The organism is Ruminococcus sp. OM04-4AA (assembly GCF_003462585.1).
In the GTDB taxonomy this organism is placed as follows: Bacteria; Bacillota; Clostridia; order Lachnospirales; family Lachnospiraceae; genus Mediterraneibacter; species Mediterraneibacter faecis.
In genome coordinates, this window is the sequence record NZ_QTZH01000009.1 from 39,604 (window position 1) to 61,036 (window position 21,433).

A 21,433-nucleotide genomic window follows, 5' to 3' on the forward strand; every position below is an offset into this window, starting at 1 on the left:
CGTCCTTTATTTCTCAATTTTCTCTGCTTCAGGATCCAGAAACATTTTCTTAATATGGAATAGCTTCTTCGGTGCACGATACTGATAAAGGCCGATAAAATTCTTTCTGGAATCATATACTCTGACTTCCTGCCCATCTGTCCACGCTTCTTTTTCTAACAGAAAACGTTCCGGAAGATCATTTCCGTTATAAGACATCCATGCCTTCGCATCCATCACAGTAACGGCCGGCAGTTCCGCGAAGATCTGATCCAGAGGAGTGAAAAGTTCTGCACCTTCTCCCTGTTCCATCTTCTGTCGCACTTCATCCAGTGTTACTGCATCTTCTTTCAGGAAACGGCCGACTTTCGTACGCTCAAGTTCTTCCATACAGCCGCCCACCCGAAGCTTCTCTCCAATGTCATGGCACAAAGTACGGATATATGTTCCCTTAGAACAGTCCACCTCCATACGCACATGTGGAAGATTCATCTCCAGAATGCGAATTCCATGAATCTGGACTTTTCTGCTCTTACGCTCCACGGTCTTTCCTTCACGGGCAAGCTCATAAAGCTTCTTCCCATTCACTTTCAACGCAGAGTACATCGGCGGAATCTGATCATATTCTCCGATAAATGATTCGATACAGGAACGTACTTCCTCTTCCGTCAGATCGCCCGGATCCCTCTCCTCCAGAACCTCTCCGGAAATGTCCTGCGTATCTGTCGTCTTTCCTAAAAGCAGCAGAGCCTCATATGTCTTATCATGATCTGTCAGAAGCTCACAAACCTTTGTTGCTCTTCCAAGACACACCGGAAGGACTCCCGTTGCATCCGGATCAAGCGTACCTGTATGACCGATCTTCTTCTGTCCGACAACTTTTCGAAGAACTGCAACCACATCATGGGAAGTATATCCTTTTTCTTTGTAAATATTAACTATTCCGTTTATCATTTTTCCTCGTTTTTCTCTTCTGCCACTCTAAGCTGTCTTTCAATTAAAAGTGTCAGATTGTTGATCACATCATGCGGGGAACCTTTCATTGTAACACCGGCTGCTCTCACATGACCGCCACCACCATAATATTTCGCAACTGCACTTACATCAACGATTTCTTTTGATCTAAGGCTTACTTTAAATGTCTGCGGTTCGAGCTCGTAAAGAAGGATTGCAACCTCCACACCTCTTGTCTGACGCAATACGCTGACAATTCCATCCAGGTCAGACGGTTTTGCCTGGAAGAACTCCATTTCTTTCAAACGTATCACTGAGACAACCGCTTTCTTATTCAGGATCATCATACTCTCAAGAAGTGCCTTCCCAAGCATCTGATTCTGAACATAGGATTTTTCAAAATATGTTCCGTCAATGATCGCGCTTCCATTGATCCCTTTTCTTAAAAGTGCAGCACCGACTTCCATTGTCTCCGGTGAAGTACAGGAATACTGGAACACTCCGGTATCATGCACAATCCCCATATAAAGGAAAGATGCGATTTCTTCCGTAATCTTCTCCTCATCCAGCAGACGGAAAACAAGTTCAGAAGTAGAACTTGCATCCGGCACGATATAATTCGTGTCTGCAAAAGACTCGTTACTGACGTGGTGATCCACACATAAAGTTTCCTTTGCATTTTGGAACATTGGCTCGGAAAAACCAAGACGTCTTTCGTCCCCACAATCCAGACTGATGAAAAGGTCATAAACTTTGCCTTCTACAATCTCATGCTTCGGCACATCCCAGTGTCCCATCATCTGAAATGCTTCCGGAATCTCCTCCAGATACAGATCTGTCTCAATCTCCGGATAATAAGTGGTCAGATAAAGATATAATCCAATTGTAGAACCAACGCAGTCCCCATCCGGACGAATGTGTCCGCCAATGGCTACACTGTGTTTCCCTTTTAATACATCGTTTAATACGATCATCTATTCCTCAGCTCCATCCTTCAAATCTCTTGTCACTTCGTCAATTTTCTTGCTGATATTTACTCCATATTCAATGGACTGGTCTACGATAAATGTAATCTGTGGTGTGTTGCGCATATTCACTGTACGTGCAAGTTCTCTGCGGATATATCCCTCTGCACTCTGAAGACCTTTGATCGTATCTTCCTGTGCTTTCTTGTCTCCAAGAACACTGATATATGCCTTGCATGTCTTAAGATCCGGTGCTACTTCAACAGCAACAACAGATGTCAGCGGTGCAACACGTGGATCTTTGATCCCGCCACGCAGGATATTACTCAGCTCACGCTGTACTTCTGCATTGACTCTTGTATTCTTAATACTGTTCTTTCTCATGTTATAACTCCTTTTTATACAGAAAAGTTACTCCTGCAATGTATGACCCCTGCACGAGTAACAATTCTGTCACCTGCTGACAATTACAACACTCTGCAAATGTCGGCATCTTTTATTCTTACTTGCGTTCTGTCTCTACCATCTTGTAGGCTTCAACCTGATCGCCTTCTTTAATGTCATTGTAGTTCTCGAATACGAGACCACACTCATATCCTGTTCTGACTTCCTTCACGTCATCTTTGAAACGCTTCAGAGATGCCAGCGGTCCGTCGAATACAACGATTCCGTCACGGATCAGACGAACAGAACAGTTTCTCTCGAAGATACCGTCAAGCACATACGCACCGGCAATTGTTCCAACTCCTGATGCCTTGAATGTCTGACGTACTTCCGCATGACCGAGAACCTTCTCCTCAAAGACAGGATCAAGCATACCCTTCATGGCTGCCTCTACATCTTCGATGGCATTGTAGATAACTCTGTAAAGTCTTAAGTCAACACCCTCGCGCTCAGCGATATCTTTCGCTGTTGCATCCGGACGAACGTTAAATCCAATGATGATCGCATTTGATGCAGATGCAAGGATAACGTCAGATTCATTAATTGCACCAACACCGCCATGGATGATCTTAACAACAACTTCATCGTTACTCAACTTCAGAAGACTCTGCTTGATTGCCTCTACAGATCCCTGAACATCAGCCTTAACAACAATATCAAGTTCTTTGAGGTTACCTTCCTGGATCTGGTTGAACAGATCATCCAGAGACATCTTGGACTTCGTCTCTTCCAGAAGTTTTACCTTGTTCTGGGAAATAAATGTCTCTGCAAACGCTCTTGCTTCTTTATCAGACTCACATCCTACGAATACTTCTCCCGCATTCGGAACATCATTCAGACCAAGGATCTCAACCGGCTGGGACGGACCTGCTTCTTTCACACGTCTTCCCTTGTCATCCATCATCGCTCTTACACGACCATGAGCGCTTCCTGCTGCGATCGCATCTCCTACGTGGAGTGTACCTTTCTGTACAAGAACAGTTGCAACAGATCCCTTACCTTTATCAAGCTCAGCCTCGATCACAAGACCACGTGCGGCACGGTTCGGGTTCGCTTTCAGTTCCATAACCTCTGCTGTCAGAAGGATCATCTCAAGAAGATCCTGGATTCCTTCATGTGTATGCGCTGATACCGGAACAAAGATTGTGCTTCCGCCCCAGTCTTCCGGAATCAGTTCGTATTCTGTCAGTTCCTGTTTTACACGTTCAACATTCGCACTTGGCTTATCGATCTTGTTGATCGCAACAATAATCTCAATTCCTGCTGCTTTCGCATGGTTGATTGCCTCAATTGTCTGTGGCATAACACCGTCATCCGCAGCAACTACAAGGATTGCGATATCTGTAGAGTTTGCTCCACGCATACGCATTGCAGTAAATGCCTCATGTCCCGGTGTGTCAAGGAATGTGATCTTTTCTCCGTTAATCTCAACAACAGATGCACCGATGTGCTGTGTGATACCACCGGCCTCACGACCTGTTACATTACTGTTACGGATTGCATCCAAAAGAGATGTCTTACCATGGTCAACATGACCCATAACACATACAACCGGTGGGCGTTTTACCATAAGGCTTTCGTCTTCTTCATCCTCTTTCAGAAGTTCTTCGATTACATCTACAACTTCTTCTTTCTCACAGAGAACATCGAATTCCATCGCGATCTCTTCTGCTGTCTCATAATCAACTTCCTGGTTTACAGTTACGATCTTGCCCTGCATGAAAAGCTTCTTAACAATAACAGAAGGAACGATCTTCATCTTATCAGCAAGCTCTTTAATTGTAAGAACTTCTGGAATCACGATCTGTTTGATCTGCTCTTCCTGCTTCTCTTCCTTCACCTGTGGCTTCTTCACTTCCACTGCCGGTTTCTGCTTCTTGCCTTTTCTTCCTTTTCCTTCGAAAGCTTCATCTCTGTATTCTTTCTTCTTATTATCTCTTTCTTTGTCTTTCGCTTTGTTTCTCTGTGTCTTCTGCTGTTCTACGATCGGTGTAGCGTCACTTCTGTCGTTTCTGCGATTGTCATTTCTTCTGTCAGAGCGCTGTCCCTGTCCGCGTCCGTCTCTTCCGTCACGGTTCTCTCTTCCATCACGGTTGTCGCGTCCCTGGAATCCGTCACGTCCTCCTCTGTCAGAACGCTGTCCGCGTCCGTCTCTGTCCTGACGTGGTCCTCTGTTTTCGCCTCTGTTCTCGCCATTAGAACGTCTGTCTCCAAATGGTTTCTGTCCCGGTCTGTCAGAGCGTACCTGTCTTCCCTCACCGCTCGGACGTCCTGTTCTTTCTGTTCTTGATCCCTGCGGTCTCTCAGAACGTGCTCCGTTCTGTGCCGGACGTGCCGGTCTGTCCTCTGCTGCACGAACCGGTCTTTCGCTTTTTGCTGTCGGTTTCTCTGTACGAGCCGGTTTTCCTTCACCATTCGAACGGCTCTGTCCTGCTGCTGGGCGTTTTCCATCACCGTTTGGACGACCCTGGTTCTGTCCCTGACGTCCCTGTCCCGGACGTTTTCCCTGCAGTCTGCTGCTGTTCTTTGAATTCTGTGGGCGAACTACAAATGCAAGATTTTTCTTCTTTGGAGCACCCTCTTTTTCTGTTGTTTTATCTGCAGCCATCTCAGCATCTTTGCCAGCTGCTTCTCTTCTAATATCTTCTGCCACGTTATCCTCCCTGGTGTTTAAACTCTTTTTATTTTCATTCTGCATCTTCTCATCTGCCATATAAATCTACCTCCTTCAAGCAATCAACGGGGAACCTTTGTCTTCTACTCCCATTCATCAGGTACGGGATTTCAGTTCTTTTAATATTCCTTTTGCAAATCCTTCGTCTAATATCGCCAGAGATGCACGGAATTGTTTTCCCATCGCATGCCCCAAGGTATCTTTATCTCCGTAAACTATCATTGGAACTTTATAAAATTTACACATATCACGGAATTTTTTCTTTGTATTATCTGAAGCGTCTTCTGCAACAACTACAAGGCTTGCTCTTCCGGACTTTGTCTGTCCTTCTGTCATAAATTCACCGCTTGCGCAGCGCCCCGCTTTCGTTGCCAGACTGATCAGAGACAGTATTTTATCTCTAGCCAATCTCATCCATCTCCTTTTCCAGCCGTTCATATACTTCCTGCGGTATTGCCTGCTTAAAGGAACGCTCCAGTCCTCTGTTCTTCACAGCCTGCTCAAAACATGCCTTCTGCGGACAGAGATACGCTCCACGTCCGTTTTTCTTTCCGGTTGTGTCAATGACAAATTCTTCTTCCTCTGTTCTGAGGATCCGAATCAGTTCCTTCTTTGGTTTCATCTCGCCGCAGCCTACACATTTACGCATAGGTACTTTCTTCTTTACTGCCAAACAATTCACTCCCTCAGATCTTACTCTTCGTCTGTCTCAACGAATTCAATCTCATCTGCTCCGTCTTCATCAGCTGCATCTGCCGGAACATCATCGTACTCTTCTTCCTCTTCTCCGACTGTATAGCCTTCTTCTCCGACCATACCCATCTGCTCCATGTAGTTCTCCGGAAGATCTCCACACTCAATTGCCTGTGTCTCACTCTTGATATCGATCTTGTATCCTGTCAGACGGGCTGCAAGTCTTGCATTCTGGCCTTCTTTACCGATTGCAAGTGAAAGCTGATAATCAGGAACAATAACTCCTGCAATCTTCTCATCCGGATCAGCCATAACAGAAATAACCTTCGCCGGGCTGAGTGCATTCTCAATCAGAAGTGCCGGATTCTCATCCCAGTTAATGATATCAATCTTCTCACCACGAAGCTCTTTTACGACTGCATTTACTCTTGCACCGTTCATACCAACACAAGCTCCGACCGGATCAACATTCGGATCGTTAGACCATACAGCCATCTTTGTACGAGAACCAGCCTCACGGGCAATGCTCTTGATCTCAACTGTTCCGTCCTTTACCTCTGCAACCTCTGATTCAAACAGACGTTTTACAAGTTCCGGATGTGTACGGGATACAAGGATCTTTGGTCCCTTTGGTGTGTTCTTAACTTCTACGATATAAAGCTTAATACGCTCTGTCGGCTCGAAATGCTCTCCTTTCACCTGTTCGTTCTCTGTAAGGATTGCATCTGCTTTTCCAAGATTCACACTGATATTCTTGCCAATATAACGCTGTACGATACCTGTTACGATATCCTTCTCTTTCTCGAAATACTGATCAAATACTGCCTTGCGCTCTTCTTCTCTGATCTTCTGAAGAATCAGGTTCTTTGCATTCTGTGTTGCAATACGTCCGAATTCCTTGGAATGAAGCTCAACCTGTGCGATATCTCCGATATGAAGTGCCGGATTGATCTTCTCTGCATCCTCAAGACTGATCTCGATTGCAGGATCAAATACTTCTTCAACAACTTCTCTCTCTGCATATACAGAGTAGTCACATGTGTTGCGGTCCATAACGATCTTAATATTATCGGATGTTCCGAAATGGTTCTTACATGCACTTAAAAGTGAATTTTCAATGGCCTCCAACATGACATCCTTGCTGATGTTTTTCTCTTTTTCAAGAATATCCAATGCTTCGAGTAATTCTGTGTTCATTTTTCTTTCCTCCTAAATTAAAAATCCAAAGCCTGACGGATCAAAGCGATTTCTTTTCTGTCAAATGTCTGCTCTGTCTCATCTTCGTATGTGATGGTCACTGTATTCTCATCATAACTCTTTAAAATTCCGACAAACTCTTTCTGTCGGTCGATTGCACGGTATGTGCGGATCTCTACTTCTTCTCCAAGATTTCTCTTAAAATCCTTCTCTTTCTTAAGTGGTCTTCCAAGTCCCGGAGAACTTACTTCAAAGATATAGGAGTCTTCAATATAATCCTTCTCATCAAGGATATCGGAGAATCTCCTGCTGACTGCCTCACAGTCATCCACGGCAATTCCGCCTGGTTTGTCAATATACGCGCGAAGGTACCAGGTACCTCCTTCTTTCACATATTCTACATCTACCAGCTCAAACCCGAGTTCCTCTACGATAGGCTCGAGAAGTGCTTCTGTCTGCTGTTCATAATCTTCTCTTCTGGACACGCTGCGTCAAACTCCTTTTCTTCTATAATATAGTTTGTGATCTGATTCATAAAGAATTTTCCATATCACCAAAGAAGAGTGAACTTTCGTCCACTCTTCTGCCAATTCCTTATGTAACTATATTTACTCTAGCACTTTTCTTTGAGGAAATCAAGGGTTTTTGCACATTTTCTTACAACACCTTAGAAATCCCCTTAACTTTCTCTTTCTTCACCGTCTCCGCTTCCGGCAAGACTTCTAGCGGCTTTTGGTTCCTGTTCCATCCCGTTTCGCCAGTTTCAGGCGGTTCAGTGAAACTGTCTTTTCTCCATAAGTAATCTTCGTCTCTGTTCCTTCTTCAAAAAGATAAACTTCTTCTAATTCATCCTTCTTCTGAAGCTTAATTCCTCTGACACCGACAGCTGCTTTTTTCTTCTCCGGAACATCCGCAGATAAAAACCTCAGGAAATATCCGTTCTTCGTCTGAAGGACAACATTCTGATACTCCGTCACAACCTTCACTGCGACAAGCCTGTCTTCTTCCTGCAGCTTTGTTGCCGCGATCGTGCGCTTGGATACCTGGAACTCACTTCCATCCACACGCTTGATCATTCCCTGTGCTGTTGCAAACAATAATTTTGAATAACACATCTGCTCTTCTTCACAGATCATAACAATTTGTTCTTCACTGCTTGAATAATTACTTACATTATCAATCGGAATCCCTTTGTCTCTGAACTTTCCATGTGGAAGATCAAGCACCTTCACCTGATGCATCTTGCCTTCATCTGTAAACAGACAGAGTTTTCCAATGTTCATACAATGCACAATGTATTTATTCTCTTTGTCTGCAGCTTCTTTATTCCTCTCATAGACTCCGGTATCCACTGTCTTCGCGTAACCAAAGCGATCCATCAGAAAGACAACCTGCTGCTCTTCAATCTTCTTCTCTTCAAAAACAGCTTCTTCTGCATTCTCCACAACGGTACGACGCTTTCTTCCGAATTCTTTTTTATAACTGTCAAGCTCTTCCATGATCACGCCTGCCATAGAATCATAGTTATTTAAAATATCTTCATAACGGGCAATATTTTCTAATGTCTTCTCATGTTCTTTCTGAAGTGCTTCAATCTCCAGACCGATCAGACGATAAAGACGCATCTCCAGAATTGCCGTTGCCTGACGTTCTGTAAAACGGAGCATTGCCGCCATCTTTTTGGAAATCGCAGACTTGAACTTAATGTTTTCCGTCTCACCGTTTACCAGACAGGCACGCGCATCTTTTACAGATTTACTTCCTCGTAAAATCTCAATGATCAGGTCGATCACATCACATGCTTTGATCAGACCTTCCTGAACTTCACTCTTCTCCCGCTCTTTGCCAAGCAAAGTTGTATATTTCCTCGTTGCAAGCTCAAACTGGAAATCCACATGATGTTCTATGATCTGTTTCAGACTTAAAGTCTCCGGTCTGCCATTCGCAACCGCCAGCATGTTTACGCCAAATGTATCTTCCAGACGTGTCTTCTTATAAAGCATATTCTTCAGGTTCTCAACATCCGCACCACGCTTCAATTCGATCACGATACGGATTCCTTCTTTTGAAGACTGGTTTGAAATATCAACGATATCTGTCGTCTTCTTGGATTCCACAAGATTGCATACGTCGTTTAAGAACTTTCCGATTCCGGCTCCGATCATCGTGTATGGGATCTCTGTGATCACAAGCTGCTTCTTGCCGCCTTTTAATTCTTCCACTTCCACTTTTCCACGCAGCTTGATCTTCCCCTGTCCGCTCTCATAGATTGCCGGAAGATCATCCTTATTGACCACAATTCCTCCGGTCGGGAAATCCGGTCCTTTGATATATTTCATCAGCTGCTTTGTAGTGATCTTGTCATTTTTCATATATGCCTTGACCGCATCGACCACTTCGCAGAGATTATGTGTCGGGATACTTGTCGCCATACCGACTGCAATTCCTTCCGCACCATTGATCAAAAGGTTCGGCACACGCATCGGAAGCACAAGCGGTTCCTTCTCCGTCTCATCAAAGTTCGGACCAAAATCAATAACATTCTTATCCAGATCGGCCAGACATACTTCCTGCGTGAACTTCGTAAGGCGCGCCTCTGTATAACGCATCGCAGCAGCTCCGTCTCCCTCAATGGATCCAAAGTTACCGTGCCCGTCAACAAGAACCTGTCCCTTCTTGAAGTCCTGCGCCATTACTACAAGAGAATCGTAGATGGAACTGTCTCCATGCGGATGATATTTACCCATCGTATCTCCGACGATACGTGCACTCTTACGATAAGGCTTATCATAACGGATACCAAGCTCGTACATATCATAAAGTGTACGACGCTGAACCGGCTTGAGACCATCACGGACATCCGGAAGTGCTCTGGCGATAATAACACTCATCGCATAATCAATATAAGATTTCTTCATAAGATCAGAATATTCTGTCCTTATGATCTGTGATTCATTACTCATTCTTCTTCTCCTTAGATATCCAGTTCTGCCTCTGTCGCATTTTCATAGATAAAATTACGACGCGGCGGTACTTCAGTTCCCATCAGCATCTCCGTTACACTTGAAGCCATTCGGGCATCCTCAATCTCTACTCGTTTCAACATACGTCTCTCCGGATCCAGTGTTGTCTCCCAGAGCTGCTCCGCATCCATCTCTCCAAGACCTTTGTAACGCTGAAGTGTGAACGGACCTGTATGTGTCTTTCTATAACGTTCCAGTGCCTTATCATCATACAGATACTCTTCTTCTCCACTCTTTGGCATTGCCTTATAAAGTGGCGGCATCGCAATATATACATGTCCTTCAAAAATAAGCTCCGGCATAAAGCGATAGAATAAGGTGAGCAATAAGGTAGAAATATGTGCACCATCGACATCGGCATCGGCCATAATGATGATCTTATCATATCTCAACTTTGTAATATCAAAGTCATTTCCGTATCCTTCAGAAAATCCGCAGCCAAATGCATTGATCATCGTCTTGATCTCTGCATTGGCAAGCACCTTATCAATACTTGCTTTCTCAACATTTAAGATCTTACCACGAATCGGAAGGATTGCCTGATAATTTCTGTTTCTCGCTGTCTTCGCAGAGCCACCGGCGGAATCTCCCTCGACGATAAAAATCTCGCACTTCTCCGGATCTCTGCTCTCACAGTTTGCCAGCTTTCCGTTACTGTCAAAAGAATACTTCTGCTTTGTCAGGAGATTGGTCTTTGCCTTCTCTTCTGTCTTGCGGATCTTCGCAGCTTTCTCCGCACTGGAAAGAACTGTCTTAAGTGTATCCAGATTTCGATCAAAGAAACGAACAATCTCTTCTCCTGTCACCTTGCTGACTGCTTTCGCCGCATCCGGGTTATCCAACTTTGTCTTCGTCTGCCCCTCAAATCTCGGATCCGGGTGCTTAATGGATACAATTGCAGTCATTCCGTTACGGATATCCGCACCGGTAAAATTCGCATCCTTTTCTTTCAGGATTCCTATCTCTCTCGCATACTGGTTCATGACAGTTGTAAAGGTTGTCTTAAATCCTGTCAGATGTGTTCCGCCCTCTGCATTATAAATATTATTACAAAATCCAAGTACATTCTCATGAAACTCATTCACATACTGCAGTGTTACCTCTACTTCAATCCCGTCTGCTTCCCCTTTAAAATAAACCGGTTCATGAAGTACTTCTTTCTTACGGTTCAGATTCTGGATAAATCCAATGATTCCTTCCGGTTCGTGATAAACGATGTGCTCAACACTTCCATCTCTCTTATCATCAAACACGATCGTCAGATTCGGATTCAGATACGCAGTCTCATGCAGACGGCTCTTAACCTCTTCCGCTTTGAACTTCGTCTTCTCAAAGATCGTATCATCCGGCAGAAAATTTACCGTTGTTCCCGTCTTTCTCGTCTTTCCGATCTTAGGAAGAAGTCCATCTTCCAGTTCGATCACCGGGATTCCTCTCTCGTACCGGTCATGATGAACAAATCCATCCCTGCTGATCTTCACATCCATATAAGTAGAAAGAGCATTTACAACAGAGGAACCTACTCCGTGAAGTCCACCACTTGTCTTATATGCAGAATCATCAAACTTACCACCTGCATGGAGTGTCGTATAAACCAGACGAGCCGCAGATACACCCTTCTGATGCATATCAACCGGAACTCCACGACCGTTATCTGAAACGGTTGCAGATCCGTCTTTTTCCAATGTCACCTGGATCTCACTGCAGAATCCTGCCAGGTGCTCATCTACTGCATTGTCCACGATCTCATAGATCAGATGATTCAGTCCTTTTGTAGAAACACTTCCTATGTACATTCCCGGGCGTTTCCGTACTGCCTCAAGACCTTCCAATACCGCGATACTCCCTGCATCGTATGTATTATTTCCCGCCATTACTCTTTCTCCTTCTTTCTCGAACTCAAACTGTTCTATACAGTCAATCAACAAGTATGATATCATTTAACCATCTGATTTTCAACTTCTTTTTCGCTCATATGTTCTGTCAACCTTCTTCTGACAAGAGAAGACTGTAACTGTCCGACAACCGTTTATTCTGTAACTACCCTCTTTAATGTCCGTTCCAGCACCTCCATTGCATTCTTCATCTCTTCCACCGTATTTGTCTGCGCCCCTGCTTCGATCAACAGAGACTTTGGCAGCAGATGAAGATTATAACGGTAAGCTTTCAGATAAATATGCCTTGCAAATCCTGGGTAATACTGTTCCGATGCAATCTGCATCTGCAAGGAGAACGCCAGATTATCCTGGATATATGGATTATACAGATAGGCAATATCGCCATTTGTCCGTGTCCTGCTCAATCCATTAAAATACATGATCTTCGCAGTCGGTTTTCCATTCACTTCCGTTACCAGATGTGTGTCCGCATTTACACCGTCTCTGTGAAGATCGATTGCAACTTCAATCGTCGGATTCGCTTCCAGAACCGGCCGTACTGCACTTTCTGCATTCTCATATGCCCTGCTGCGGTCAAGTTTCCCATTAATAATATCATACACTCCGCTGTCATGAAGCGTCTCAATCCCATCCGCATTTAATAACTGCGTCAGATATTCCCCAATCCCAACGATGCTTGTAGATGGATCACCCGGTATGGAGTCGGCAAATTCTTCCTGTGAATGCGTATGAAAGATCAAAATTTTCGGACCTCCTGTACTTTGATCTATCTTCATACTCCGGTTTAAAAGATCGTCCACATTAAGCTGCTCCGGTCCGATCATTGTAGAACTGTCTATTGTATAAAGATTGCTTGTCAGATATTCAAAATCACGCAGCCGCTCAATAGAAAGATCCATTCCAGGAACCGGCTGTTCTACAGCACTTTCCTGAGTTGCCGGCTCTGCTCCGACCAGTTTTCCCTCTTCATCTACCGCATGTTCATCATTTGCCTGACACTGAAGAATCCATGCGATCGTCTCCTCATCTTCCAATACTTCCGCCGGTTCTTCCTTTCCCCTTTTTTCTGTCTGATCTTCCAGATATCCTGCCAACGGCATCCACACATGAAGTGGAAGCCTGAAGATCTCTTCCCTTTCTGATTCCTGTTCTTTCTGATAAGAAAAAAGCGGAAGGTACAATTTCTGCGCATAAATCTGACTTTCTTCTAATAAAAATGTTCTCCCCTCTTCCAATGACCGGCCCATCCCAATTCCTAACGGAATACCTGCCAGAGCCAGAATCACCCCATACCATTTCATACGTCGGATTGTTTTTTTCTTATACACACGCATTGCAGAGTCCTTCCGCTCATTTCTATCATTCTATTCACTTTCTCCTGCATTTATATCAGAAAAAAGAAGATTCAAGGACGCTGCTATCGTATGACTGATCTGATGGACCATTTCATCCACATCCTTTGGTGTCACAAACATTCCATTTAAATGTGGGGAGATCAATTCTTTTACAAACTCATATTTTTCCGCCGCACTATAAGAGCGCAAAATCTCTCCTGTACTCCTTAATGCCTGCGACTGCTCCAGTGCAGTGATGAAATTTTCCATCGTATCATTGACGATCGTTGCCGCATCAACAACCGTAGGCACTCCGATTCCAATCACAGGAACCCCCAGGGATTCTTCCGTCATTGCATTCCTGTAATTTCCAACACCGGAACCTGGATGAATTCCTGTATCGGCAATCTGGATCGTCCGGTTCAATCGTCTGCTGTTTCGCGCAGCAAGTGCATCCACTGCAAGGATCAGATCCGGCTTCGTCTCATGGACAATTCCACGGACAATCTCCGCCGTTTCCATCCCCGTCTGTCCCATCACGCCGGGAACAATTGCACTAAGAACAATCAATTGCTCCGTGCGCATCGCATATTTTCCGTATTCTTTTACTATATGCCGGTTTACCTCCAGATGATCTGCAACATAAGGGCCAAGCGCATCCGGTGTCACCGCTCTGTTACCGAGCCCGACAAAAAGAATCTTTAATTCTTTTCCATCTTTACAGGAAATTTTATGAAAAATCAATTCCCGGATGCAATCACAGATCCGTTCCTGTAATACCCTGCTATTTTCTTCCACCTCCAATGCCAGATCCGGAGATTCCAGTGTCAGATAAATGCCTGTCGGTTTTCCCATGATCTTCGCTCCATTCTCCGTCTCGATCACCACACGGGTCAGCCGGATCTCATTCTCCTCGTCATACTCTTCCTCCAGAACAACTCCCTGCACTTCTACATTGTCAGATGCAAACCGTTCCTTCTCCTCAAGTGCAAGATCCGTACGCACACTGTAATTTTTCATCATAGCCTCCCTTTTCTCCGTGTCAGGTTATAGATTCTTGTATACTGTAACCACGATTCGTTTTATTACAGCCTATTTTTAGCATTTTTTTGTAAAATATGTATTGACAGAACACGTTTGTTGGACTAGAATAAATGAGTATGTTTCGATAGAACGTCCGTGTCCGAGTCTATTGAACACATGAATCACATTTGAAAATCATATGATAGAATATTTTGGAGGTGCACACATTGGCTAATATTAAATCTGCAAAGAAAAGAATTTTAGTAACAGAGACAAAAGCTGCTAGAAACAAAGCAATCAAATCTAAGGTTAAAACAGCTGTAAAGAAAGTAGAGACAGCTGTAGCTGAGAAGAATGTAGAGGCTGCTAAGGCTGCTCTTCACACAGCAATCGTTGAGATTTCCAAAGCTGGAAGCAAGGGTGTTTATCACAAGAAAACAGTTTCCAGAAAGATCGCTCGTCTTTCCAAAGCTGTTGACTCTATCGCTTAATTATAAATAGAGAATAGAATTTTCAGGCGCATCTGCTACCGTCATGGCAGATGCGCCTTTTGTTATATATTAGGACAGTACTTCTAATATATAACAAACGCTCCGCTCAGGATACGCACATGAGCGAGAAAAAGACCGGCACTTCCAAGTCTTAACCTGAAAGTACCGGTCTTCTATTATCTTATTCTATAATCTCAGACAACTGATTAGTTGTTGATCAGTTTGTCCTCATCACTCCAGCTGTAAAGCTTTCTGATCTCAGCTCCAACCTTCTCTGACTGGTGTTCAGCAGCAAGTTTTCTCATAGCCTTGAAGTGAACCTGTCCACCTGCATCAGACATATCAAGCAGGAAGTCTTTTGCAAATGTACCATCCTGGATATCAGAAAGAATTTTCTTCATAGCTTTCTTTGTCTCAGCTGTAACGATCTTAGGTCCTGTGATATAATCACCGTACTCAGCTGTGTTAGAGATAGAATATCTCATTCCAGCGAATCCTGACTGGTAAATCAGGTCAACGATCAGCTTCATCTCATGGATACACTCAAAGTATGCATTTCTCGGATCATATCCAGCCTCACAAAGAGTCTCGAATCCAGCCTGCATAAGTGCACATACACCACCACAAAGTACAGCCTGCTCTCCGAAGAGGTCTGTCTCTGTCTCTGTTCTGAATGTTGTCTCAAGAACTCCGGCTCTTGCTCCACCGATTCCAAGACCATAAGCAAGTGCTCTGTCAAGAGCTTTTCCTGTGTAATCCTGCTCTACAGCTACCAGACAAGGTGTTCCTTTTCCAGCCTGATACTCGCTTCTTACTGTATGTCCTGGTGCCTTAGGTGCGATCATTGTAACATCAACATTCTTCGGTGGTACGATTGTTCCGAAATGGATGTTGAATCCGTGAGCGAACATAAGCATGTTACCCTCTTCAAGGTTTGGCTCGATGTCTTCTTTGTAAAGTTTAGCCTGTTTCTCATCGTTGATCAGAATCATGATGATGTCAGCCTGCTTTGCAGCTTCAGCTGCTGTATATACTTTGAATCCCTGCTCTTCTGCTTTCTTCCAAGAACGGCTTCCCTCGTACAGACCGATGATAACATCACATCCTGACTCTCTTAAGTTCAGTGCATGTGCATGTCCCTGGCTTCCGTATCCAATGATAGCGATCTTCTGTCCTTCGAGAAGAGAAAGGTTACAATCTTCCTGATAATAAATTTTTGCTGCCATTTTGCATTCCTCCTAATTGAATTTAAAATATAGAGTAGAATGCTCCCGACCTCTTCGGGGGTATCCTATATAGTGAAAGGTCTTGCCCTTTACTAGCTTTATCTGTTCCACAGGCTCTCCCTGCGGTTCTCCGATCCTGACCGGATCAGAAAAATGCAACATCCTTGCTGCCTCTGGAAAGTCCGGTAATTCCGGTTCTTGCCAGTTCGAGTATCTCATAATCCTTCAGAAGATTCAGGAAAGCTTCCAGCTTATTCTGTGTACCTGTCAATTCAATGATCAGACAATCTTCTTCCACATCTACAATCTTCGCTCTGAAAATATCTGCAACCGAGATGATCTCACCACGCTGTGCGGCATTCGCACGAAGCTTCACCATGATCAACTCTCTGCAAACGGATTCTTCTGCTTTCAAAGCCTTGATATCCACAACATCCTCCAACTTACGGAGCTGCTTCTCAATCTGTGATAGGATCTGCTCATCACCGGATGAAACAATCGTAATCCTTGTAAATCTAGGATCTGCTGTCATACCTGCCGTAATACTGTCAATGCTGTATCCACGACGGCTGAAGAGTCCTGAAATTCTGCTCAAAACACCTGAATTGTTATCTACGAGCAGTGAAAATACCTGACTTCTCATATGTATCCTCTCTTTCTCACTTCAGGAAGCGAAAATATTATGACTGACTAAGATGACTGGTTCGCTCCTTCCATGATTTGTATAAAACAGAGTGCGTTCTGTTTTTTACTTACTTAATATTAACAACTAGAACCGGCTTTGTCAACCCTCTTTTTGAGATTTTTCATCACAGACCAAATTCCTCTGCCAGTTCATTCAAATACATCCAGCGCTCTTCCTTCTCTTCGAGCTGCTCTCTTACTTTCTCCTGCTCTTCCATCAGCTCACGCAGTTTCACTGAATTCGTTGCATTTGCGGCAATCTGACGGTCGAGAGAGGCTATTTTTTCTTCCAGCTTTGCAATCTCCTCATCAATTGTCTCATATTCACGCTGCTCCTTGAAAGAAAACTTCACCTTCTGGCGCTGTCCGTCCTTCCAGTTCTTTCCTTTCTTCTGCGTCTCTTCTTCCGTGGACTTTTCTTCCTGCTTAAGTTCAGACTTTCCTCTGATATCTTTGCTTTCCTCTCCGAATCTGCGTTTCTTCGCCTCTACATAATCCGTGTATCCTCCCTCAAACTGTCGGATCCCGCCGTTTCCATCCAGTTCAAAGATACGGTCAACTACATTGTCCAGAAAATATCTGTCATGTGATACAGTGATCACGATTCCTGTAAATGAATTCAGATAGTCCTCAAGGATCGTAAGTGTTGGGATATCCAGATTATTTCTGGCCTCGTCAAACAACAGAACATTCGCATTCTCCGCAAGAACACCAAGAAGATAAAGCCTTCTCTTCTCCCCTCCGGAAAGCTTACCGATCGGTGCATACTGCATATCCGGTGTAAATAAGAACCTCTCCAACAATTGGCTCGCACTGATCTGTCCGTCCTTTGTCGTCACATACTCCGCAATATCCTTCACATAATCGATCACACGCTGGGAATCATCCATATGCTGTTCTTCCTGTGCAAAATATCCGATCTTGATCGTCTCGCCGATCTCAATCTCTCCTGCATCCGGCTTGAGTACACCTGCAATCATCTTAAGAATCGTAGATTTTCCACAGCCGTTCGGTCCGATAATTCCAAGCCGCTGATTGCGAAGCACAATATAACTGAAATCATCCAGAATCTTCTTCTCCCCAAAACGCTTGCTGACATGATGAAGTTCAATCGTCTTCTTGCCCATTCTTGTCTCTACAGAATCAAGTTCCACCGTCTGATCCGTCACAGGTGCTTTTCCTGCTTTCAACGCTTCCAGACGTTCCAGTCTTGCCTTCTGTTTTGTCGTTCTCGCACGGCATCCACGCTTCGCCCATTCCAGTTCCATCCGAAGGATACTCTGACGCTTTCTCTGACTTGCAAGCTCCATCTCTTCCCTCTGCGCCTTCAATTCAAGGAATCCGGAATAATCTGCATCATATCCATACATCTTTCCATGGCTCAGCTCCAGGATACGGTTCGTCACACGATCAAGGAAATAGCGGTCATGTGTTACCATAAGAACAGTTCCACGGTAAGATCTCAGATAATCTTCCAACCAGGAAATCATCTCCTGATCCAGATGATTCGTCGGCTCGTCCAGAAGAAGTACGTCAAAGTCTCCTGCAAGTATCTTCGCAAGAACCACACGTCTCTTCTGTCCCCCGGATAAAGTGTCAATCTTCTGATCCCACTGCGTGATCCCAAGTTCCGTCAGATTACTCTCCACCTGCCAGCTCTCCGCATCTGCATCCTGAAGTGCATAGGAGCGGATATCCATTCCCTCCGGAAATGTCGGATTCTGCGGAACAAAAGCAATCTTCAGACCATTCTGACGAACAACCTGCCCCTCATCCGGCACTTCCTCTCCCGCAACCACCTTCAAAAGAGTTGACTTTCCGGTTCCATTAATTCCAACGATCCCGATCTTATCCCCCTGCTGAACACCAAACGATGCATCATCAAAAATCACTTTCTCCCCATATATTTTAGAAATATGTTCTATATTAATTAAGTTCATTCTTTTCCCTGCTTTCTGTTTTTCTGCATTTTTATCAATCACATCGCCATTCCAGTATAACAGATATTTCAGACACTGAAAATCTTAAAAATTTTTAAATTCATATTTGAAAGGGTTGAGAAAACACGGAAAACGTTATAACATAGTGAGATACATGCAATGACATGGTTTCAAATAGAAAGTGAGGTAAATGATATGAGCCCGAAGAATGATTTCTCAGACATTTTCGATGATGATTTTGAAGTTACATATGAAGAAGATCCGGAAATCAATTTTCATACTTCTGAAGATACAAAACAAATAAACAGACCTGATTCTAACACGGAGACGATCGTTATGAACGCAGACGATTACCGAGATAACTTTAACGATTCCGAAGACAGCCAGTTCGAAGAAGTACTTCCTGAATATGACGATGATTATGAAGAGGATGCAGATTACGAGGATGATTATTATGAGGATGATTATAACACTCCTAACAAACGATCAAATCGCAACAATCCTTATAATGATTCATATAATGATCGCGACTACGACAGACGCTCCTCCGGCAGGAAACGTTCCGGTGGCGGAGTAAAACTTGCCGCACCGATCAAAAAAGGCGGAAAGGCATTATCAAGGCTCACAAGCACATTGCTTCAGCAGCTTTCTATTGTGTTAATTCTGGCCACAACAGCATTTGTACTTTACAACTTTTACCGTGCAAGCACACCGTACGGAGATATCCAGGAGGCAATCCAGACACAGAAGATTTCCCAGACTCTGGCCGCTTACTTATGTGTAGCTGCCCTCTTCCTGTTCTTCGAATTCATCTCCCTTCTCTGGTCAATGACACGCGTCCGCGTACGTGACGGAGTCTCCAGCTGGAGAGAAGATACCGGAAGAGGCCTGTGGTCTTTTATCCTTGTATTTGCGGTTTCCTATGCCGCATTCCTCTTCAGCCCGTTGCTCCCTGATTCACCGGAAGTGATCTACGGAGTGAAAGGAGCTCTTGATGTATACGGTTCCCTCCACAATGTATTGTTTGGACTGTGTGCAGCTGGAGTCATCTCCTGCCTGATCAGAAAATACAAAAGTTCCAATTAGAACACAATATTCCCTTTACAAAAAGTGCACCCGGCAATGAAATCGATCACGAAATCATTGCCGGATGCACTTTTAAAATTTACGGGCCAGTCTCAAAAAATGCGATGTATTAATCCAAAATGATCAGCGCCATAAATACAAGATCTGTATCCCCTGTATTCGTCAGTCCGTGTCCCATTCCATCCGGTGTAAATGTCACATCTCCTGCTTTCACCGGGCGGATACGTCCATTGTCATCATAATTTCCTTCCCCGCGAAGGATATAATATGTCTCGCTCTCGTTGTGATGCTCATGATATCCAAGAGAACATCCCGGTTCCAGTGTGACTTCTGCATACATCTTGCACTTTCCGTTTAATTCTTTCTCTTCCAGAATGTGCTTGATGATAACGTGTCCCTTTCCACCAGCCATGTTTTCTTTTCTCTCAACTCTTAATTCACTCATCTTCAATTCCTCCTAAAACATTTTTATTGTAAAGCTTATTTGCTACAATACGTTTTTTATCTGACATTTATTTCATATAGATCAATTCATACTCTCTTGTTCCAAGACCGATCTTCTCTGCATGTGCCAGACAAGTCTTGTACTCTGAATTCGGTGTCGTATTCTCAAAATGATCATGATGATCGCAGAAATTCTCTTCTTCCATACGATCTGCAAGCTGGCTGTGCGGCAACGGTGTTGCGCTAAGACAGACATCTGCACACGCCTGATCCAGTGCCAGCGGATCAAAAGAGGCAAACATACCGATATTCGGAAGGATCGGTGCATCATTCTCCGGATGACAGTCACAGTTCGGTGATACGTCAACGATCAGTGAAATATGGAAGTTCGGTCTTCCATCCACAACCGCCTTTGTATACTCTGCCATCTTGCAGTTCAATACCTTTGTCGCCGCACTGTCCATAAATGAAATTGCATCAAAGTTACATGCCCCAATACATCTTCCACATCCGACACAATGTTCAAGATCAATAGACATCTTTCTTGCATCAGCATCATAAATCAGGCCATCATTCGCACACTCTCTCAGACAGCTCTTACATCCTCTGCAGGCTTCCTGATCGATCGTCGGCTTACCAACAGAATGCTGATCCTTCTTACCGGCTTTGGAACCACATCCCATTCCGATATTCTTGATCGTACCACCGAAACCTGTCGTCTCATGCCCTTTAAAATGCGTCAGACTGATAAATACATCCGCATCCATCACGGCACGTCCGATCTTCGCTTTCTCTATGTACTCTCCTCCCTGTACTGGAACTTCAATATCATCCGTTCCCTTCAGGCCATCTCCGATAATCACCGGACATCCGACACTCAACGGTGTAAATCCATTCTCCCATGCACAGTAAAGATGCTCCAGTGCGTTCTTTCTACTGCCCGGATATAGTGTATTACAATCTGTGAGAAATGGCTTTCCTCCAAGCTCCTTCACGACATCTGCAACCGCCTTGGCATAATTCGGACGGAGATAACTGATATTCCCCATCTCTCCAAAATGCATCTTAATCGCCACAAATTTATTCTCCATGTCAATCTCACTGATTCCTGCTTTCTTCATCAGACGTTTCAGCTTCGTTGGAAGACCTTCGCCAAGCTTCGCCCGGAAATCAGTATAATACACCCTTGCTTTTTCCATGATGTAAACCTCCTGTTGTAAATTCTGACAGCTTAACCCTGCATTCTTATCATACACTATAAATCTGACTCTTCCAATCATTTTTAGAAAAATAATAAAGTGGACATCCCCTTGACGATACGGTATACTCAAATTATCAATTCCGAACTCAGCAGCAGTTCGATCACTCTGAAGGAGAT

At 44.1% G+C, this 21,433-nt stretch carries 19 protein-coding genes; 2 read left to right on the forward strand and 17 right to left on the reverse strand.

Translation table 11 applies throughout. The features are described from left to right. Nucleotides 1-6 precede the first annotated feature (6 nt). From truB to gpr, 12 genes are all read right to left on the reverse strand, one after another. On the reverse strand, nt 7-933 hold the full coding sequence (truB, locus tag DXB52_RS04620; RefSeq protein WP_020436258.1) for a tRNA pseudouridine(55) synthase TruB: 927 nt from the start codon (nt 931-933) through the stop codon (nt 7-9). Continuing rightward, nucleotides 930-1,907 carry a DHH family phosphoesterase gene (locus DXB52_RS04625; protein ID WP_020436257.1) on the reverse strand — a complete coding sequence of 326 codons (978 nt, stop codon included), beginning with the start codon at nt 1,905-1,907 and terminating at the stop codon, nt 930-932. Before DXB52_RS04625 ends, truB begins: the two co-directional genes overlap by 4 nt. After that, nucleotides 1,908-2,282 (reverse strand): 30S ribosome-binding factor RbfA, encoded by a 375-nt coding sequence (gene rbfA, locus DXB52_RS04630; protein WP_015529083.1) that lies wholly within the window; start codon nt 2,280-2,282, stop codon nt 1,908-1,910. It lies immediately after the preceding gene. A gap of 118 nt (nt 2,283-2,400) precedes the next feature. Beyond that, complete coding sequence (gene infB, locus DXB52_RS04635; RefSeq protein WP_020436256.1) at nt 2,401-5,055, reverse strand: translation initiation factor IF-2; 2,655 nt, start codon at nt 5,053-5,055, stop codon at nt 2,401-2,403. Between the two features lie 57 nt (nt 5,056-5,112). Then, nucleotides 5,113-5,424 carry a L7Ae/L30e/S12e/Gadd45 family ribosomal protein gene (locus tag DXB52_RS04640; RefSeq protein ID WP_055157638.1) on the reverse strand — a complete coding sequence of 104 codons (312 nt, stop codon included), beginning with the start codon at nt 5,422-5,424 and terminating at the stop codon, nt 5,113-5,115. Beyond that, a complete protein-coding gene (gene rnpM, locus DXB52_RS04645; RefSeq protein WP_020436254.1) occupies nt 5,417-5,689 on the reverse strand; it encodes an RNase P modulator RnpM in 273 nt (90 codons plus the stop codon). The genes DXB52_RS04640 and rnpM overlap by 8 nt, the downstream gene beginning before the upstream one ends. Nucleotides 5,690-5,709: 20 nt before the next feature. Further along, a complete protein-coding gene (nusA, locus tag DXB52_RS04650) occupies nt 5,710-6,906 on the reverse strand; it encodes a transcription termination factor NusA (RefSeq protein WP_020436253.1) in 1,197 nt (398 codons plus the stop codon). Nucleotides 6,907-6,923: 17 nt separating this feature from the next. Continuing rightward, nucleotides 6,924-7,391 carry a ribosome maturation factor RimP gene (locus DXB52_RS04655; RefSeq protein WP_020436252.1) on the reverse strand — a complete coding sequence of 156 codons (468 nt, stop codon included), beginning with the start codon at nt 7,389-7,391 and terminating at the stop codon, nt 6,924-6,926. A gap of 237 nt (nt 7,392-7,628) precedes the next feature. Continuing rightward, nucleotides 7,629-9,869, reverse strand: coding sequence for a DNA gyrase/topoisomerase IV subunit A (locus DXB52_RS04660; RefSeq protein ID WP_020436251.1), 2,241 nt, complete (start codon nt 9,867-9,869; stop codon nt 7,629-7,631). An 11-nt stretch (nt 9,870-9,880) separates the two neighbouring features. Next, on the reverse strand, nt 9,881-11,803 hold the full coding sequence (locus DXB52_RS04665; RefSeq protein WP_117579395.1) for a DNA gyrase/topoisomerase IV subunit B: 1,923 nt from the start codon (nt 11,801-11,803) through the stop codon (nt 9,881-9,883). A gap of 155 nt (nt 11,804-11,958) precedes the next feature. Then, complete coding sequence (locus DXB52_RS04670; protein WP_472519955.1) at nt 11,959-13,155, reverse strand: stage II sporulation protein P; 1,197 nt, start codon at nt 13,153-13,155, stop codon at nt 11,959-11,961. A 36-nt stretch (nt 13,156-13,191) separates the two neighbouring features. Further along, nucleotides 13,192-14,181, reverse strand: a complete 990-nt coding sequence (gene gpr / locus DXB52_RS04675; protein ID WP_020436248.1) for a GPR endopeptidase — start codon at nt 14,179-14,181, stop codon at nt 13,192-13,194. Nucleotides 14,182-14,411: 230 nt separating this feature from the next. Here gpr and rpsT point away from each other — a divergent pair, with 230 nt between their 5' ends. Next, on the forward strand, nt 14,412-14,675 hold the full coding sequence (rpsT, locus tag DXB52_RS04680; protein WP_020436247.1) for a 30S ribosomal protein S20: 264 nt from the start codon (nt 14,412-14,414) through the stop codon (nt 14,673-14,675). Between the two features lie 206 nt (nt 14,676-14,881). Here rpsT and ilvC read toward each other — a convergent pair whose 3' ends face one another. From ilvC to DXB52_RS04695, 3 genes are all read right to left on the reverse strand, one after another. After that, nucleotides 14,882-15,901, reverse strand: a complete 1,020-nt coding sequence (gene ilvC / locus DXB52_RS04685; protein ID WP_015529076.1) for a ketol-acid reductoisomerase — start codon at nt 15,899-15,901, stop codon at nt 14,882-14,884. A 145-nt stretch (nt 15,902-16,046) separates the two neighbouring features. Then, nucleotides 16,047-16,544, reverse strand: coding sequence for an acetolactate synthase small subunit (gene ilvN, locus DXB52_RS04690; RefSeq protein WP_015529074.1), 498 nt, complete (start codon nt 16,542-16,544; stop codon nt 16,047-16,049). Between the two features lie 166 nt (nt 16,545-16,710). Further along, on the reverse strand, nt 16,711-18,525 hold the full coding sequence (locus tag DXB52_RS04695) for an ABC-F family ATP-binding cassette domain-containing protein (protein WP_118106643.1): 1,815 nt from the start codon (nt 18,523-18,525) through the stop codon (nt 16,711-16,713). Nucleotides 18,526-18,720: 195 nt separating this feature from the next. Here DXB52_RS04695 and DXB52_RS04700 point away from each other — a divergent pair, with 195 nt between their 5' ends. Next, entirely contained in the window at nt 18,721-19,611 is an 891-nt protein-coding gene (locus tag DXB52_RS04700) for a hypothetical protein (protein ID WP_270370008.1), read from the forward strand. A 109-nt stretch (nt 19,612-19,720) separates the two neighbouring features. On the opposite strand, the gene DXB52_RS04705 is transcribed toward DXB52_RS04700, so the two are convergent. Together DXB52_RS04705 and DXB52_RS04710 are read right to left on the reverse strand one after the other, a co-directional pair. Next, nucleotides 19,721-20,056 (reverse strand): cupin domain-containing protein, encoded by a 336-nt coding sequence (locus DXB52_RS04705; protein ID WP_118106627.1) that lies wholly within the window; start codon nt 20,054-20,056, stop codon nt 19,721-19,723. Nucleotides 20,057-20,123: 67 nt separating this feature from the next. Next, nucleotides 20,124-21,254 (reverse strand): DUF362 domain-containing protein, encoded by a 1,131-nt coding sequence (locus DXB52_RS04710; protein ID WP_118106628.1) that lies wholly within the window; start codon nt 21,252-21,254, stop codon nt 20,124-20,126. Nucleotides 21,255-21,433 lie beyond the last annotated feature (179 nt).

What these genes read in the sequence shown, in the direction of transcription:
- nusA (WP_020436253.1), bottom strand. Translation starts at nt 6,906, where the DNA reads ATGAACACAGAATTACTCGAAGCATTGGATATTCTTGAAAAAGAGAAA.
- gpr (WP_020436248.1), bottom strand. Translation starts at nt 14,181, where the DNA reads ATGAAAAATTACAGTGTGCGTACGGATCTTGCACTTGAGGAGAAGGAA.
- DXB52_RS04710 (WP_118106628.1), bottom strand. Translation starts at nt 21,254, where the DNA reads ATGGAAAAAGCAAGGGTGTATTATACTGATTTCCGGGCGAAGCTTGGC.
- ilvN (WP_015529074.1), bottom strand. Translation starts at nt 16,544, where the DNA reads ATGAGAAGTCAGGTATTTTCACTGCTCGTAGATAACAATTCAGGTGTT.
- infB (WP_020436256.1), bottom strand. Translation starts at nt 5,055, where the DNA reads ATGGCAGATGAGAAGATGCAGAATGAAAATAAAAAGAGTTTAAACACC.
- DXB52_RS04695 (WP_118106643.1), bottom strand. Translation starts at nt 18,525, where the DNA reads ATGAACTTAATTAATATAGAACATATTTCTAAAATATATGGGGAGAAA.
- DXB52_RS04700 (WP_270370008.1), top strand. Translation starts at nt 18,721, where the DNA reads ATGAGCCCGAAGAATGATTTCTCAGACATTTTCGATGATGATTTTGAA.
- DXB52_RS04705 (WP_118106627.1), bottom strand. Translation starts at nt 20,056, where the DNA reads ATGAGTGAATTAAGAGTTGAGAGAAAAGAAAACATGGCTGGTGGAAAG.
- DXB52_RS04665 (WP_117579395.1), bottom strand. Translation starts at nt 11,803, where the DNA reads ATGGCGGGAAATAATACATACGATGCAGGGAGTATCGCGGTATTGGAA.
- rbfA (WP_015529083.1), bottom strand. Translation starts at nt 2,282, where the DNA reads ATGAGAAAGAACAGTATTAAGAATACAAGAGTCAATGCAGAAGTACAG.
- DXB52_RS04625 (WP_020436257.1), bottom strand. Translation starts at nt 1,907, where the DNA reads ATGATCGTATTAAACGATGTATTAAAAGGGAAACACAGTGTAGCCATT.
- DXB52_RS04660 (WP_020436251.1), bottom strand. Translation starts at nt 9,869, where the DNA reads ATGAGTAATGAATCACAGATCATAAGGACAGAATATTCTGATCTTATG.
- truB (WP_020436258.1), bottom strand. Translation starts at nt 933, where the DNA reads ATGATAAACGGAATAGTTAATATTTACAAAGAAAAAGGATATACTTCC.
- ilvC (WP_015529076.1), bottom strand. Translation starts at nt 15,901, where the DNA reads ATGGCAGCAAAAATTTATTATCAGGAAGATTGTAACCTTTCTCTTCTC.